This is a genomic window from Dyadobacter chenwenxiniae (assembly GCF_022869785.1).
In the GTDB taxonomy this organism is placed as follows: Bacteria; Bacteroidota; Bacteroidia; order Cytophagales; family Spirosomataceae; genus Dyadobacter; species Dyadobacter chenwenxiniae.
The window spans coordinates 2708478-2724450 of sequence record NZ_CP094997.1 but is presented as its reverse complement, the minus strand read 5'-3'; the positions used below and the strand labels follow the sequence as shown (position 1 = coordinate 2724450).

13 protein-coding genes are annotated in these 15973 nt (G+C 42.4%); 7 read left to right on the top strand and 6 right to left on the bottom strand.

Going from position 1 to position 15973, the window contains the following annotated elements; translation table 11 throughout:
• Positions 1–36: 36 nt before the first annotated feature.
• The 6 genes from MUK70_RS11235 to MUK70_RS11210 all read right to left on the bottom strand — a co-directional run bounded on the left by MUK70_RS11235 (position 37) and on the right by MUK70_RS11210 (position 5746).
• The gene (locus MUK70_RS11235; protein ID WP_244784804.1) at positions 37–450 is read right to left on the bottom strand and encodes a hypothetical protein; all 414 of its coding nucleotides are present in this window, start codon (positions 448–450) and stop codon (positions 37–39) included.
• A 148-nt stretch (positions 451–598) separates the two neighbouring features.
• Positions 599–1021, bottom strand: a complete 423-nt coding sequence (locus MUK70_RS11230; RefSeq protein ID WP_234658664.1) for a response regulator — start codon at positions 1019–1021, stop codon at positions 599–601.
• 1227 nt (positions 1022–2248) lie between these two features.
• Positions 2249–3193 carry an alpha/beta fold hydrolase gene (locus MUK70_RS11225; RefSeq protein WP_234658663.1) on the bottom strand — a complete coding sequence of 315 codons (945 nt, stop codon included), beginning with the start codon at positions 3191–3193 and terminating at the stop codon, positions 2249–2251.
• 118 nt (positions 3194–3311) lie between these two features.
• Positions 3312–4103: a penicillin-binding transpeptidase domain-containing protein gene (locus MUK70_RS11220; protein ID WP_234658662.1), complete on the bottom strand. Its 792-nt coding sequence runs from the start codon at positions 4101–4103 to the stop codon at positions 3312–3314.
• 49 nt (positions 4104–4152) lie between these two features.
• On the bottom strand, positions 4153–5256 hold the full coding sequence (locus tag MUK70_RS11215) for a serine hydrolase domain-containing protein (protein ID WP_234658661.1): 1104 nt from the start codon (positions 5254–5256) through the stop codon (positions 4153–4155).
• Positions 5249–5746, bottom strand: a complete 498-nt coding sequence (locus MUK70_RS11210) for a nuclear transport factor 2 family protein (protein ID WP_234658660.1) — start codon at positions 5744–5746, stop codon at positions 5249–5251. The genes MUK70_RS11215 and MUK70_RS11210 overlap by 8 nt, the downstream gene beginning before the upstream one ends.
• Before the next feature lie 134 nt (positions 5747–5880).
• Here MUK70_RS11210 and MUK70_RS11205 point away from each other — a divergent pair, with 134 nt between their 5' ends.
• The 7 genes from MUK70_RS11205 (at position 5881) to MUK70_RS11175 (ending at position 15971) form a co-directional block, all read left to right on the top strand.
• Positions 5881–6354, top strand: coding sequence for an Lrp/AsnC family transcriptional regulator (locus MUK70_RS11205; RefSeq protein WP_234658658.1), 474 nt, complete (start codon positions 5881–5883; stop codon positions 6352–6354).
• A 536-nt stretch (positions 6355–6890) separates the two neighbouring features.
• Positions 6891–9365, top strand: coding sequence for a tetratricopeptide repeat-containing sensor histidine kinase (locus MUK70_RS11200; protein WP_234658656.1), 2475 nt, complete (start codon positions 6891–6893; stop codon positions 9363–9365).
• A gap of 23 nt (positions 9366–9388) precedes the next feature.
• Positions 9389–11365 carry a sigma 54-interacting transcriptional regulator gene (locus tag MUK70_RS11195; RefSeq protein ID WP_234658654.1) on the top strand — a complete coding sequence of 659 codons (1977 nt, stop codon included), beginning with the start codon at positions 9389–9391 and terminating at the stop codon, positions 11363–11365.
• Between the two features lie 225 nt (positions 11366–11590).
• Positions 11591–12415: a helix-turn-helix domain-containing protein gene (locus tag MUK70_RS11190; protein ID WP_234658652.1), complete on the top strand. Its 825-nt coding sequence runs from the start codon at positions 11591–11593 to the stop codon at positions 12413–12415.
• Positions 12399–13037: a DUF2490 domain-containing protein gene (locus MUK70_RS11185; RefSeq protein WP_234658651.1), complete on the top strand. Its 639-nt coding sequence runs from the start codon at positions 12399–12401 to the stop codon at positions 13035–13037. Before MUK70_RS11190 ends, MUK70_RS11185 begins: the two co-directional genes overlap by 17 nt.
• Positions 13038–13121: 84 nt before the next feature.
• On the top strand, positions 13122–13772 hold the full coding sequence (locus tag MUK70_RS11180; protein ID WP_234658650.1) for a hypothetical protein: 651 nt from the start codon (positions 13122–13124) through the stop codon (positions 13770–13772).
• 45 nt (positions 13773–13817) lie between these two features.
• Positions 13818–15971: a xanthine dehydrogenase family protein molybdopterin-binding subunit gene (locus tag MUK70_RS11175; protein WP_234658649.1), complete on the top strand. Its 2154-nt coding sequence runs from the start codon at positions 13818–13820 to the stop codon at positions 15969–15971.
• Positions 15972–15973 lie beyond the last annotated feature (2 nt).

Here is a 15973-nt window from a genome sequence, read left to right as displayed (position 1 = left end):
TTAGCGCCGTTTTTCGCCCATTTGTAAGAAAAACCTCTAATAGCCTTGTCGCGTGAAGCCAAGCACTTCTTCCAACTGTCGTATTTGAACAGTAGGGTAATTCATTAAAATGAATCTGATTGCTTGGTAACGCACTTTTTTTCGATGTCGAAGTCCTAATTCCTGTTCTGCAACTTGGATCAGCGTGGAATAGTAAACTTGCGCGGCTGCATCTTTGTCAGTTCTACCAAACTGTGATTTTTTTGATGTAGACGGAGCCAGCTTTTCGCTAACTGGATGTTCGAAAGCCTTGTCTTCTACCTTATCTAACCAAGTTTTAACCGTATGACGTGTGACGCTAAATTTGTTAGCTGCCTGAGTAATGTTAAGTTTGCCCTGATGAATCTCAGATATCATTTGAAGCATGGTTTGTCGATGCTGCCGCATACGTAGTTCTTTGAGTTGATCCATAATTTAATAATTTGTGGTCAACTTATTTCAGGACAAGACAATACTGCGGTAGTGCCAGTGGACGTAGTAATTAATCAGATTTTTACGGATCTCCACCTTATTGCCAGAAGGGTACAGTTTCACGTTCGAGCCTTTGAATGACACCTGGCTAAAAATTATTGGGAGCGGCGCACTTTCTCCAATATTCAATCATGATCTTGATTGTTTCCTTAAGTTCATCAAATACTCCGGGCTTGACAAAGAACCCCTGCGCAGATGTACTGTAAGCATCAATAACGGCCTGATGGTTGATGGCTGTTGTGAAAAATACGTAGGGGATACACCGAAGACTAAGTTCAGCATCAGTCTGAACTTTCTTTCTAAGTTCTAATCCATTCAACTGGGGCAGATTTATATCCGATATAATAATGAAGGGCCGTTCCGGGGTTGTATAAAGATATTCTAGAGCCGATAATCCATCCAGGAAATAGATCCTTTTGTTGGAATACCCTAGTTCATTAAAAGCTTCTTCCAATACAAATCGGTCATCTTCGTCATCCTCGATAATAATGATTGTGCCACTTTTATTCATCGTATTGAAAGATCTGTATTAAGATATTTGTAAATATAATGCCATCAAGCTTGAAACCGAATTGCAGGATTGAAGAACTGCTAGTTTTGTAATATCAAAAAAGGACTATTTTTACTTTAATCAGTTTAACCTGAGTCTCTTCTCCGCCTGTTCGTAAGGCTATCCGGTCAAGCCACTCCTCACAATAGCTCTAATGTTTAAAATGGATAAAGCGGTAAATGCGCTGGCACGTATGCATTCGTCTAACGATTATCGTTCAATGCAGGAAAAAATCAATGACTTCCAGTTTCGAAATGAACAACTGTTTTTTCAGGTAACGCGTTAATTGAGCATCAAAAGCGAGTGATTTCACACAATAGAAGTCTGTTGTAAACTCTATTCATCGCTTATTACATGGTTGTCTGTCTTAAAAGCTTGCCTAATACCTGAGATCATTCTAGTTATGAGTCGATACTTCTTCAAACAGCAATAGAATAGACGGTCTATGCTTTTTAGGACGGGTCAGTCAATGAATCCCTCAGGAAATACAGTGTGTGAATTTCAACATTATATTGCAGTGTTTCATCATCATTCTTTTGCCATTTCTCACTTAGAAAATGGTGTCTAAGGACGATTTTATCGATGGGCCGGTAACGGGGATCGGTGCTCTACCTATTTCTGTTAGTCCTTTTGTACTTAAAATGCTGGTTAGCGGTTGTCGGAAATACTACATGTAAGGTTGATGCACTAAGAAAGCACTTAGCTGGATCAGGGCCTAAAACACAGAATACCTTCGGCTCCAGAGGTATACGTTCCTTCAGATTTCACATGACCGACATGAGCTAGGGTCTGTGGTTCTTTCCTCCCATTTATCGTTTATTAGCGTACGCGGAAACGGTAAATAGTGGTACTGATTAATGGCGGAATGGTTTCCACCGCAGGACAGCCGGAGAATTTTAAAAGAATATACAAACGCTATTTAGGAACTGAAACTTCTGGATATACTGCAATTAGCAACGGCGTACAAAAAATAACTATACGGGGCGACCATACTGAAACCGGCATATCCATACCGCCTTTGCATGCAGTCTATGCAATAAACCTTGCTATAAAAAAGGGGAGCTATTCCTGATTATGAGGTGTCAAACTCTGTCCAGGACATGTTGGAAAATAGAGATGCAGTTTTAGAGTTTGTATTTAAAAATCTATATCAGATGAATGCCAAGCGGTAACCGCTATGTACACTTTTTATTTATCCATTATTTCCTGAACACTCTGCAAAAACTTTGCTTGTTGATCTACAAATGGGTAATGAGAGCAATTTTCTATTGTATACAAATTTTGTGGACCAATGATCCTTTTTATGTCTGAAATCTGATTTTTTGAGAAGATGCCATCTTGCAGTCCATAAATGGCTGAGAGCTTTATATTTTTCTGAATGATATCCTTTAAAATGGGTTTGGTGTCAATATTAACACGAGATTCATTTTGATAAAATAGAATGGGGGCTTTATCATTACGGATATTTGACTTGGAAAAGTTGCTATTTTCGTACTCTTCAGTCAGCTCTCTTGACTCTAAAGTAGGTCTCGGCATTTTGAAGAAGCCAAAGTGCGATGCTACCTCATATGTCTGTTTCCGATACTGTTCACTTTGCTCGTTCAAGGTTTTAATGTAAGAAATCTTTTTGAGCATGGTTGAATCTCTCGCTTGTGTTGCAATTTTTAGACTTGTGGTAAGTATATGGTCGTAGGACTCCTGTTGAGAGAACAAAGCACCGACTAAAATAAGCCGCTCTACTTTTTGCGGAAATCTCTCTGTGTACAATGTTGAAACGATACCACCGAAGCTATGACCTAGGAGGTTTACCTTTGCCAAGTCGTAATCTTTAATAAGCGTATTTAAATCAGAAAAGGCTTCATCAAAATTTATTTTTGCTTCCGTATCGCTAGATCGTCCCTCACCTCTCCTGTCATATACAATTACATAAAAGCCTTTTTTAGCGAGCGCGTTTGCAGTTGTTGCTTCGAACAATGTCGAGTTACCCCTAGGGCCACCATGTAAATATATAATAGCTGGATCTCCTTTCTGACCATAGGCTTTCGAATATATTTGCTGAGCTATCGAACCTGGCGCGATAATGGATATAAGAATAAAAGTGGTTGCAAATGCTGTTCTAAAAAAGTGGTTCATTATTGAATTGGTAGGTAAGGTGGTGTAATATAATGGCAATTAAGACGTTGGAATTAAATCATCCGTAGGTAGTTCATGCTGAATTCTTCTTCGGCTACTATTCGCAATTCTATCAGCCCTAATTCGCCATTAGTTGGCTTAGAAATTCTTTCGTAATTGTTTTACGGCATTCTCCAAAGCCAGGATTTGATACTGAGCGTGGTTTAGTAATTCGGGTTGCGAAAAAATATACGTTTCCCTTTGATTCCACATAACCCACCCACCAGCCAATATCATTTCCTTCAACCCGGGTCCATCCTGTTTTGGATCTTAAAGTATGGCTGTCTGTATGCTCTGTAACCATCACTTTCTTTAAAATAGCGATGTTCTGTTTTGAAAAGGGAGTCTTATTCTCATATACATTGATCAAAAACTCAATCTGATTACGGGGAGATATAGCGAATTTTCCAAAATTCCAGAAATCGTCTCCTTGCTCGGAAAGGTCTCCATTACCATATTTTGACTTCTCTAAAATCTTTTTGTATTTTTCCCGACCGACTTGCTTGGCAAGCTCAATGAAGGCCCACCCGGCTGATAATTCAAATGCCTCCTTTACAGAGATGTCCCTGTAAATATCCGGACGATAGCCATAAAGTGTGGTATCTGTTGTCCCAGGCCACTTGATGATGTCGTTTTCATTTTTGATTACACCAGTTTCAAGCGCAATCAATAGATTGATAACTTTAAAAGTAGAAGCTGGTTGGCTCCCTATGTGGGAGTCAGATTCGTCCGTGGTAGTCCATTGATGTTTGTTATAATCATAAATGGTCGTGCTCCCTTTCACATTACATGACTGAAAAGGAGTTTCTTGATTTTGTGCAGTGACATCTAATGCAAAGATGTAGCATATGAGAAGCAATAGAATTTTCATGGCTTATAGCTAATTAAATTAAAGGTTGGTTTGATCTTACCGATTCTGATTACCTTCCCGTCAGAAAGAATTTTTCAAGCCGTTCATTAAAATCTCCCCCTTTGTCGCAATTGGTAAAAAAGACAAATCCACTTTGCTGGTCTCGGTTGATCCGGTAATAGGATTGAAAATTGCCATTGTTACCCCGGTGATTATAATCGGTGCCTTGAAACCCGGGTCTGATACCAATACCCAACCCCCAACCCGTGTCGCCGTCATAGTTTCCATCAGCCGGAAGTGTTACTTGCACCTTGAATAATTCATCGGCAGTTCCCTTTTTAAGTCCATGGCCTTTCATCAGCGCAATTAAAAAAGTGGCATAGCTTACAGCCTCAGTATGCAGGCCTCCCGCTGCTCCAAACCAGGTCGAATCCTGCTTTGGCAATGAACCGGGCCATCGGTGAATAGCTTTGCCATTCATGTATCCTGTCACTTTGTGACTGGTAATGAACGGATTAACACTAAACCAGGCATAGGACATGCCCAATGGTATTGAGACCTCTTTTTGAAAATTAACATCCAGAGTGGTCAGTTCATTCTTTGTAAGTTTTGCAATCACCCTCGATAAGTAGTAATATCCCTCTCCGGAATAAGCGTACGCTGTTCCTGGTTTAAATTTGAGGTAGAGCGTTCCTTTTGCAATATGTCTTGCACTATCGGCCAGATCTGATGTACGCCAGTTTGGAAGGCCAGAGGTGTGTTCAAGCACCATTCGTGCGGTGATTAATTTATAGCGCTCGTCACCAGATATGTCTTCATACAGCATGTACTTATATAATGGCGTATCCAGATTCAAAATGCCCTGATCAACGAGTCTTAATACAAAATAAGTAAAAACAGTTTTGGATAAAGATGCAGCCTCAAAAATGGACTGGTCATTTAAGGGTGCGTGAGTTTCCATACTTGTGGTTCCCATAGACCGGTGATAAACAATCTTTCCATTATTAATGATTGCTATGGACAAACCAGGCAAGTTACCTGGATTCACCTGGGATGCCAGAAACTGATCAAGGGATGCCCTCGAGACTATATTTCCGTTTAGGGTTTTAATTTGAGCATGCACTGCCGAGACCAGAAAGGCAAAAACGAGAGCACGGAAGACTTTCTTAATCATTATGCATCTCGTTGTGACCGTAACTAATAACCCGGGCTAATTTCCAGGCTCCGTCTTTGAACTGCCATAGCTGAACAAATTTGTAAGTTCCACTGACTTTTTCCTGTGTCTGGCCTTTGTTGGTGTGATAAAATGTATGCACTCCGATTTCAACAGCACCATATCCCTGTATTGGATGTACTTCCAAAGTGCTTTTGACTAGTTCTCTCCTGATTTGATTGCCTCTGGCACACATCTCCATTATAGAGCGCATTTCGTAATCAGCACCTACGTTTAAACCGCCTAGGTCATGATAGAACTCGATGTCATTGTTTATGAATTTACGATACGTTAAGCTGTCACAATGATTAAAGGCATTAAACAGGAGGCTGTCCGCTTTAACAATGTCTTTGTAGAGCTGGTCAGGAGCCGCAGAGATGGTTTTTTGAGCAAAAAGGATATTTGCATACAGACACATGAAAAATACCAGGGTGCTAATTTTCGGGTTCATTTTTATGATAATTACAAATCGACTTTAATTATCTGCAAAAATATTACGCTTTCATTGAAATAGTTTCTCTAAAATCTATGTAAATCTGCAATTTTGTTTCATTTTGCCCTTTGTATTGCCAATATTCTTTAATAATGTCTTTGGATCATTTTGATATTGAAATTTTAGCCATTCTCCAGGAAGGGAATCTTACTCCCCAGCGGACCATAGGAGAGCGAGTCAACCTTTCAGCTGCGGCAGTTAATCGTCGTATCAAGCGGATGGAGGCTGATGGGGTCATTCGAGCTAACATTGCTGTTTTGGATGCCGAAAAAGTTGGCCAACGCATTACGATAATAGTCGAAGTTGAACTGGAAAGCGAGCATGTAGACTTAATTGACCAGGCTAAGGCATCTTTCCTTGCAACACCCGAAGTACAACAATGTTATTATGTAACCGGTGAAATGGATTTTGTTTTAGTTGTCTCAGTAGCCAGTATGGGTGATTACGAATTATTAACCAGGCGTCTATTTTTTAACAATCCGAATATGAAACGCTTTCGCACATTGGTCGCCATGAATTGCGTAAAGGTAGGTTTATCGATTCCACTTCAAATAAGCGTCAAATAGGTTGCAGCACATTGTTCTGATTAGCAAAACTCATATTACCAGATAATAGATTTTATCTATGAAAGTTAATGTCTGAATTAATCGGTGGTTTAAGCGAACTTTATTCATCCTTCCAGTTTCTGGACTATTAGCATTCAGAGCGTTGAAATTGTTCAGTTAACCGCTCCAATCTCACGTTAAATTGTACTTTCTCCGGGGCCCAACATTTATTTCGAGACTGCACTTTTAATGCGTTTTAAGAGCCAAACGTACTTTACGCCCCTGTTTAAGAAAGTAACAGTGAGCCGCCCCGGGCTTCTCACGGAGGAGCACAAACTTATTTGAAAGCTTGTCTGCTTTAATTGCGGCTGGTACCTGGTTTTAGTAGCACAGTTCCGCACTTTTCCGTTTTCGCATATACTGCTACAAGAAACTGTCCCGATTCTGACAACATCAGTCGTCATTTATACATAGTCGTTATAACAGAAAATTAGTACCATTGCATTTTTGTGTTTGGTCGGTCAACGGATATTGGGCAGATCAATAAGTTGATTAACATGCATTTTGGTAAGGCCAGAATAATTTTCCCGATCATTATCTCTGCCATTTTATTAATGGCCCCGCTACGTGACGTTTCCAAAAAAGGAAAAGATAATCATCCAGAATTACTGTTGCAGCTCCGTAATAGCAAGGCTGATACCCATCGCGTGCATATTTATGACAAGCTAAGCCGGCATTATCTTAATAGTGCCGGCAAGTTGAAAAGCCACGCTGACAGCGCGCTATATTTCGCAAATAAAATGTTTTATTTGAGCCAAGCTTTGAAATACCAAAGGGGACAGGACGACGCGATCTTATTGAAAGGAGATCTATTTATTAAAAATAATGAGCTGAAATCTGCCATCAGCTTATTAAGCACATTGCGAGATTCCACCCGCATTCGATTTGCCATCACTCTGGCCAATTATTACATGGCTAAGCAAAATAAAACGAAGGCCGACACAGACAGTTCACTTGCTTTTTTGCTAGATGCAGACAAAAATGCCAAGACGCTTTCTGCTCAAAAATGGCAAAATGAAACTCTTCATGCCCGCGCAATCTTTGAGTTTAAAAACGGAAATGTAAATGTTGGAAAGAAAAAATTTAAAGAACTGATTGACTGTATTAACATACCCGGCGAAGAAGAAATCCAGGCCAGTATATGGCAAGAGCTCGCCAAGTTGATCTCGTCGCGCGATAATAGCGGCATTACCAGGTTGTATTGCTATCAACAGATGGCTGCGCTTTACAAGCAGTCGGGTAGCGAAGCAAAAGAAATCGAAGCATTAAAAAGCATTGCCGACATTAATCTGGTGCAAGGCAGACTGGCGCTTGCTGAATCGCAGCTGCTTGTGGTCCTTCGGCGTTACAAAGCGATAGGCTATCAAAACATTCACTATGTATATGATTTATTGTCAGTTACTTACCGTTATAAAGGTGAGTATAGTAAGGCTATTTTTTATGGGTTAAAAACCATTGAGGGAATGGAGGCTACACATGATACTGCTAGGGCAACTACCTTTTACAGTCGCCTTGCCAATATGTATAGAGAGCTGGGAAAACATGAAAAAAGTTTGGAATGGTATCGAAAAGTGGTACGACGGAAATTACTTGCTGATGATAGCAATCCCTACACAATCAGGGACGCAGGTTTTTTGGCCAGAGAATTAATAAAATTAAAAAGGGAAAAGGAGGCTTTGGCATTTATGCTTGCCTATCAGACAAATAATAAGCCTTTTGGGATATATGCGGAAGCAAGCATGGCGGCCTCTCTGGCTTATTGCTATCGCTCGGCGCATCAAAATCGTCAGGCGGATCGATACTATAACAAATTAATAACGATTAGTAGTCAGTTGCAGAATAACAATGAAATCTATACTGATGTTTATAATGAAATCGGGCAATATTTTTTAAGTAAAAAAGAATATAAGACGGCCGCACTTTATTTAAAGAAAGCATTAAATGCATCAGAGGGAATTAACTCATTGTCAGAAACTAAGGGGCTTTACATGGTGCTATATAAGGCAGATTCTGCGGCCGGAAATTACATTTCAGCTATGCAGTATTTGCTGAGAAATAAGGCATTAAATGATTCCATCTTCAGTATTGCAAAAAGCAGACAAATCGAGGAATTACAGGTTCAATATGAAACTGCACAAAGGAAAAAAGATATTGAATTACTCCATAATAAAAATAAACAGGCAAATGAACTGAAAAACATTATGCTGGCAGCCGCGGGATTATTGCTCGTGATTATCGGACTGCTTTATAATCGATATCTGATCAAACAAAGAAGTAACCGCGTACTGGAAGCAAATCAAAAGGAGCTGGACCGCAAAAACCATTTCTTGCAAACACTTAATGCCGAGCAAAATAAATTGCTGGAAGAAAAAGAATGGCTGATTACGGAAGTGCATCACCGAGTAAAAAATAACCTTCAAATCGTTACAAGCTTGCTCAATACACAAACCGCGTATCTAAAAGACGATGCTGCGATTCTTGCTGTAAAAGACAGCCTTCGACGGATGCAGGCCATGTCACTGATCCATCAGAAACTTTACATGGATCAGAACATGTCCACTATTTCCATGAAGGAATATGTCAATGAATTGGTCTGTAACTTGCAAGACAGTTTTTCAACAGGAAACCGTATCACTTTCGAGCAATATATTGAAGCATTGTACCTGGATGTGGCATCAGTCATTCCACTGGGGCTCATCATCAATGAAGGGATCGTTAACGCAATCAAATATGCTTTCCTAAATGTGGAAATGGGTGGCGTCCGCATTGATCTGCATCGCGACGGAGCGGAACATATACTGCTCAGGATATCGGATAATGGTGTCGGATTGCCGGCAGGTTTGGACATTATGCAGCATAATTCCCTGGGGCTGGATCTGATGCAAGGGCTAACAAAGCAATTGAATGGTGTGTTCAAAATAGAAAGTGATCATGGCGTACATATCACTGTCAGATTTAATTTGGTAAATTAGCTTTTTAAATTATACCTGTTTATATGAGTGGTAATGTGCTTATCGTAGAGGATGAATTTATTGTAGCCAATGACCTGCGCGTAGTTTTGAAGCAGGCCGGTTACAAGGTGAATGGCATCTCGGCTTCGGTGGAAGAAGCGGACGAAAGTATTAAGAAACAAAAGCCGGATCTTGTCATTCTTGATATCCAGTTGAAAGGTAAGTTGTCGGGAATTGATTTTGCCAGAACATTACGTGCTGAAAATATTGCCTTCATTTATCTGTCGGCCAATTCGAGCCAGAAAATACTGGAAGAAGCCAAGTCTACGGAGCCGGATGGGTTTTTAGTCAAGCCGTTTAGGGAAAAAGATTTACTCGTTTCATTGGACATTGCGTGGTATCGCCACACGCACAGTCTGGATTCAAAGTTGCGCCAGGAAACTCTTTTACAAAAACAGATGAGCGATATCAGCCAGGAAGTGCTGGATGCTGATCAAAAGTTGTTGAAAATGGCCGGGGTCATTCAGCCATTTGTTCCCTTTGATCTAATTGCTTCTGGTACGAGGCCATTTAAAACCGGGCAGTTTAATGATCTGGCTTATTTACGTATCGGTTTCAACGAGTATCAGTTCTTAGGCAAAAAAGAGTTTGCGACCATTTTAGGTTTGAAGGATCCTGCGCTCGCGATGGTGGCGGACAATAGTCCAATAGACACGGATGCGAATATTTACGATGACTTATCTGCTGTCGAAATGTCTGCGCCGGTAACACTTCAGAAGGTCCTTGCCGATACATTCAAATTGAAATCGTATCTAGTTTTGCCTGTGGCTTTGCATAATGGATTGGTTGTTCATTATTTCTTTTACAGCCGACAGCCTAATGCTTATTCGACAAGGCACATTAATTTGTTGCAAAGTCTGAAAACCCATTTGAGCGACGTTGCGCAAACTGGATTTGATACTGCCGAATCACCGGCCTTATCATCCAATATGGTACAACCAAAGAACAGTGCAGCAATATTTCAATCCGGTTTCAAAGGCATTATTGGTAATCATCCCCTTTTACTGAGCGCCCTGGATCTAACCATGCAAGTTGCTCCCTACACGACTTCCGTGCTGATCCTTGGCGAGAGTGGCACTGGTAAAGAGAATATTGCACGGTCTATCCATTCCAATTCGCCGAGGAAAAATGGCCCATTTGTCAAAGTCAATTGCGCTGCTATTCCTTCTGCATTGATAGAATCGGAGTTGTTCGGCCACGAAAAGGGCGCATTTACCGGTGCTAGCGAAAAGCGTAAGGGCAAGTTTGAACAAGCCAATGACGGGACTATTTTTCTGGATGAAATCGGAGAGCTTCCATTGGATATGCAGGTGAAGCTTTTGCGTGTTTTGCAGGAAAAGGAAGTCGAATACATTGGCAGCAGCATTTCCAAAAAAGTAAATGTCAGGATCATTGCTGCCACCAACAGAAACCTTGAAAAGGAAGTCGCAAAAGGAACATTCAGACTTGACCTGTATTATCGGTTGAATGTATTTCCCATTACATTACCGGCATTGAGGGAGCGAAAAAGTGACATACCTGCGTTGACCGAATTCTTCGCAAATAAATTTTGCCACGAATTTGGCAGGCTTTTTCCGGGTGTTGCCGAATCCATGATGGAAGGATTGAATGCCTATGATTGGCCAGGCAACATTCGCGAGCTCGAAAATGTAATAGAACAATCTGTGATTTTGAATGACGGGAAATCGAAGCTGGAATTGAAGCGAAGCCTGACCAACAAGGGCATTGAAAGCACCGACAAATTGAACATTGCAACGCTTGAAGATGTCAAGAACATTCAGAGAGAGACGGAGCGAGAATATATCATATCCATTTTACGAAAATCAAAAGGGCTGATCCGCGGTGCAAATGGAGCTGCTGAATTGTTGAATTTAAAGCCTACTACACTGGAATCCAGAATGGCAAAACTCGGCATTCAACGCGAAGATTTTACGAATTTTACAGAATCAAATAAGTTTTGAATTCGTCACACAGACTCCGAAAATATCGGAGTCTGAAAAAAGCCTCCCCCGAAAATTTCGGAGCTGCATGGGTTTTTGATAAATTGAATTGAAGTCATTCTATATATTAATGTGTTCAAAATCAGTATATTGTATTTATTGAGGCGCTATTTTAAGGATAAACGCAGAAGTGGCACATAATTGGTTGCAATCGAATTTGAAAGTGAAAAAGCAAATTCGATTGATATGCAAACTGATCTGACTGAGCCCTTGGAAATACTGGTGTTGACTGCTGACTATTTTAAAAATAGGGCAGACACGAAGTACGAGTTTGTCGAGATCATTTTGATAAAAGGAAGTAATTGTCAGTTGTCGTCCGGTTCGGAAGTTTATACCATTTCAGCAGAAAATGCGCTTCTCCTGAAACCAGGCCAATCAATCAATTTGGAACAAGCATACAAATTGGATGGATTGGTGATTCGCTTCCAAGCAGAAATGTTACCAGTAAATTTTAAATTTACAAGTGCGTATAGTTCCAATCTTGTGTCGAGGATATACGAAATTGGTGAACTTAGTGCAGAAGGAATCGGGAGCGTCATCGAATGTATGCAATGGGAATTGAAGCATTCCACCGGTTCGAAAATTGAAGTTTTGTCCGCTTACCTGCGTATTGTTTTGATTTATTTATCCAAACAAAAATCAATTGTCCTGGGGCCTGATATCAAATCAGATGCTGTTTTGGCAATCCGGTTTTTTAGCCTGCTGGAAAGCAAATATTTGGAATTCAAGAAAGTCAGTGACTATGCGGATGCACTGGCGGTAACTCCCAATTATCTGAATAAAGTCATCAAACGCGAAACAGGGCTTTCGGCCGGGGCAAACATCCGCGAGCGACTGATCAGACAAGCGAAGCAAATGGCGGCGGCACAAAATGCCAATCTGAAAAACATCGCATATAAGCTCGGTTTCAACGATGCAGCACATTTTAGCAAATATTTCAAGGCAAGTTGCGGATGCAACTTTACAACATATGTAAAGACGAAACCGCTCCGAAATGAAGCTTACATTTAATCTTGGGGTAGGCGTCGCCTTGCATTTTGTTTGTCTATTCAGCTTTAAGGCAAATGCTCAAACTCCGGCAACCAGGGCGATTTGGCTGATGCCGACATTACAATTCAATGTGTCCGATTCGGCGGCAATCAATTTGCAGCCGGGCTGGAACCCACAGCAGGGAATGTTCTTTATCTATGCCAACTCGGTTTTGAAGGTCAATCGGCTGCTCGACATTAATCTGGGCTATTTGTTTTTGGACTTACCAGAAAGGAATAACGACGAGTCGACATTCATGAATGGGGCAACGCTGAAATTAGGTTCGAGGAAATTCATGCTAGAAAATAGAAACCTAATATGGAACCGGTTCAGAACTTTGAAGGACAGCAAGCATTACGATCGGAACCGGGCGCGGCTGTTTTATCATATCAAGTTTGATCACTACAAAATAAGTCCTTATGTGGTTGATGAGTTCTGGATTTATTTAAATGAAATTCACCTGGCCAGGAACAGGGTAGGTGCAGGAGTTAGCTTGGCGGTGGTCGATAAGCTCAACCTGGACTTCTCTTACGTGAGGCAGTCGGATCGATCCGGCGACAAGCTGCATTTGTTTTTTCTGGTTCTGATCAAGTCACTAAACTAGCAAGATCAACGCTTTGAAATTGAAGCGTATAAGGCAATGAGTTAATGAAATTTAACGAGGAATTATTTCAAATAATCAAGAAATATGAAAGAGATCAAATTTGGCCGTTCACCTTTTTTGTTTGCTACAATCGTGGTAATTCTGACGTGCTTCGTTCAGGCAAAAGAATTGATTCATGAAGATCAAATCGATGATCTCGACGCTGCTCGCGTAAAGCCGATGGAGCAGATTTCGGAAGCTAACCTGCGTGCAGCAGAGTCCAAGAGAGCATTCCTTGACGCATACACGGTTTTTATGCATCCCAGATGCATGAATTGTCATCCGAAGGGAGATACGCCGTTCCAGGGAGATGACAGCCATTTACATTCCCAGGGCGTTACCCGCGGCGTGGACGGCAAGGGGGTTTATGCTAATAAATGCTCCAACTGCCACCAGCCGCAGACTACGGAGCTGGAAGGGGCGCATTTGCCTCCTTCGCATCCAAACTGGCATTTGCCCCCGGCAAACCGCAAAATGGTCTTTGAAGGGAAATCGCCGAGGGAGCTGGCGGCCAGTTTCAAAGATTCAAGCTTTACGGGCTTTGCAACCATGGAACGGTTTATCGACCACGTTGAGAAAGACCCGCTTGTGCAGCACAGCTTTACATACGGCAACCGCCCGCCGCTTTCCCATGATGTGTTTGTCGCAAGAGTAAAAGAGTGGATAAACAAAGGTGCCGTGCTGCCGGACAAGTAGCATGGAATGCATTTCAATTCATCACCAGATTAACAAATGTTGCAAATGATGGAAAAGATACCTGAATACAACCGTCGGGAGTTTCTGACAACCAGCGCAATCCTGGCAGGCGGGCTGCTCATTCCATTTCATTCTTTTGCAGGCAAAAGAGAACGGAATAACGCGAGCCTGGACACCTTAAAACCAAATGCTTACCTTCGGATCGGAACGGATGGTCAGGTGACCGTGCTGTTGTCACGCTCCGAGGTTGGACAGGGAATATGGACCTCGCTGCCCATGCTGATCGCAGAAGAGCTGGATGCCGACTGGACAAAAGTCCGGGCTGAACATGCCCCCGCCGCAGTGGAATATTATCATACCGTTTATGCCACACAGCGCACAGGCGGGTCAACGAGCATTTCCTCAGAATTTGAACGATACCGAAAAGCGGGAGCCACCGCACGACATTTATTGGTGCAGGCCGCTGCATCCCGCGCAAAGGTTGACTTTGCCGAATGTATCACAGAAAACGGGCAGGTGATTGCAGGGGGCATGAAAATAGATTATGGTGATCTGGTGAACGATGCCGCAAAGTTGAAACCACCAGCGGAGGTGCCTCTTAAAACCCCAGCGCATTGGAAAATAATTGGCAAAAGCAAAAAACGGCTCGATACACCCGATAAATCAAATGGTAAGGCGATTTTCGGCATTGATGTCCGCGAACCTGATGCGCTGACTGCTGTGATAGCACGGGTTCCGTTGGAAGGATCAGTTATTAAAAGTTACGATAAGGAAAAAGCGCTTAGCATTCCAGGCGTAAAGCAGGTTGTTGAAATTCCGCAGGGAGTGGCGGTGCTGGGAGATAATTTCTGGGTGGCAAGAAGGGGAAGAGATGCACTGAATGTGCAATGGGACCTGAAAGAAAACGCGAAGATCGACAGTAGGAGCCTTTTAGCAGATTACAAAAAAAGAGCAGATCAGGGAGGCATAGTCGCAACGGAAAAAGGTGATGTAGATGCGGCGCTCAAAACTTCCGCAAAAATAATATCCGTGGAATACTTCCAGCCCTACATTGCTCACGCACCGATGGAACCCTTGAATGCAACGGTTCGCTTAACCAAAGACAAATGCGAGGTGTGGACCGGCACCCAGACACAAACGGACGATCAGAATGCAGCCGCTGAAATTACGGGCTTGCCGATCAGTAAAGTTTTTATTCATACTATGTTTTTGGGCGGTTCATTCGGTCGGAGAAATATTACAAGGTCCGATTTTGTGCGCGAGGCGGTTGAAATTGCAAAGGCGACAGGGAAAGTTGTCAAGACGGTCTGGACGCGGGAAGATGACATTGCGGGCGGACGTTACAGGCCAGCATTTTTGCATCGGTTCAAAGTCGGGCTGGGTAAGGATGGCTTGCCAGTCGCCTGGAAACAGATCAGTGTCGGACAGTCGGTGATGACGGGCGGGCCGTTTGAGAAAGTGGCGGTGATTAATGGTGTAGATCAATATTCCATTGAAGGCATGCAACAAGCCGCACACGTGAATGCATTGGCAAATAAGAAAATCGAACTGAACACGCCAGTTTTGCCCGTTACCGTAGACAACTGGCGGGCGGTTGGGCTCAGCCACACCATTTTTGCCATGGAAAGCCTTTCGGATGAAATGGCCTACGCGGCCGGGAAAGATCCATTGGATTACCGCATCGCGCTCTATAAAGAAGAGCCCCGGTTGGTTCATGTACTCAAAGTGCTTAAAGAGAAAAGTGACTGGGGTAAAAAGCTGCCCAAAGGACAAGGAATGGGCGTTGCCGCTTTCAAAGGAATGGGAAGTTTTGCCGCATTAATATTTGAAGTGACGGTTAATCCGAAAGGTTTGGTCAAAGTCAGCAAAGCAACCTGCGTCGTTGATTGTGGCATTGCTATCAATCCGGATGGTGTTTTAGCCCAGGTGGAAAGCAGTGTCGGTCACGGACTTTCCGCAGCCTTGTACAGCGAAGTGACTTATAAAGCCGGACTGGTGGATCAACGCAATTTTCATGACTATAAATCGCTGCGGATGAATGAGATGCCGCTGGTGGAAACGCACATTGTCCCAAGCGAGGAAAAGCCGGGCGGGATAGGAGAGGCGGCTGCGGGGCAAGTGATGCCCGCCTTGACCAACGCGATTTTTGCCGCTATGGGAAGCCGGATCAGAACACTGCCTGTGTACCGAAAAAGCTAGGC

What these genes read in the sequence shown, in the direction of transcription:
- MUK70_RS11235 (WP_244784804.1), bottom strand. Translation starts at nt 450, where the DNA reads ATGGATCAACTCAAAGAACTACGTATGCGGCAGCATCGACAAACCATG.
- MUK70_RS11215 (WP_234658661.1), bottom strand. Translation starts at nt 5,256, where the DNA reads ATGATTAAGAAAGTCTTCCGTGCTCTCGTTTTTGCCTTTCTGGTCTCG.
- MUK70_RS11190 (WP_234658652.1), top strand. Translation starts at nt 11,591, where the DNA reads ATGCAAACTGATCTGACTGAGCCCTTGGAAATACTGGTGTTGACTGCT.
- MUK70_RS11205 (WP_234658658.1), top strand. Translation starts at nt 5,881, where the DNA reads ATGTCTTTGGATCATTTTGATATTGAAATTTTAGCCATTCTCCAGGAA.
- MUK70_RS11185 (WP_234658651.1), top strand. Translation starts at nt 12,399, where the DNA reads ATGAAGCTTACATTTAATCTTGGGGTAGGCGTCGCCTTGCATTTTGTT.
- MUK70_RS11175 (WP_234658649.1), top strand. Translation starts at nt 13,818, where the DNA reads ATGATGGAAAAGATACCTGAATACAACCGTCGGGAGTTTCTGACAACC.
- MUK70_RS11225 (WP_234658663.1), bottom strand. Translation starts at nt 3,193, where the DNA reads ATGAACCACTTTTTTAGAACAGCATTTGCAACCACTTTTATTCTTATA.
- MUK70_RS11200 (WP_234658656.1), top strand. Translation starts at nt 6,891, where the DNA reads ATGCATTTTGGTAAGGCCAGAATAATTTTCCCGATCATTATCTCTGCC.
- MUK70_RS11195 (WP_234658654.1), top strand. Translation starts at nt 9,389, where the DNA reads ATGAGTGGTAATGTGCTTATCGTAGAGGATGAATTTATTGTAGCCAAT.
- MUK70_RS11230 (WP_234658664.1), bottom strand. Translation starts at nt 1,021, where the DNA reads ATGAATAAAAGTGGCACAATCATTATTATCGAGGATGACGAAGATGAC.
- MUK70_RS11220 (WP_234658662.1), bottom strand. Translation starts at nt 4,103, where the DNA reads ATGAAAATTCTATTGCTTCTCATATGCTACATCTTTGCATTAGATGTC.
- MUK70_RS11210 (WP_234658660.1), bottom strand. Translation starts at nt 5,746, where the DNA reads ATGAACCCGAAAATTAGCACCCTGGTATTTTTCATGTGTCTGTATGCA.
- MUK70_RS11180 (WP_234658650.1), top strand. Translation starts at nt 13,122, where the DNA reads ATGAAAGAGATCAAATTTGGCCGTTCACCTTTTTTGTTTGCTACAATC.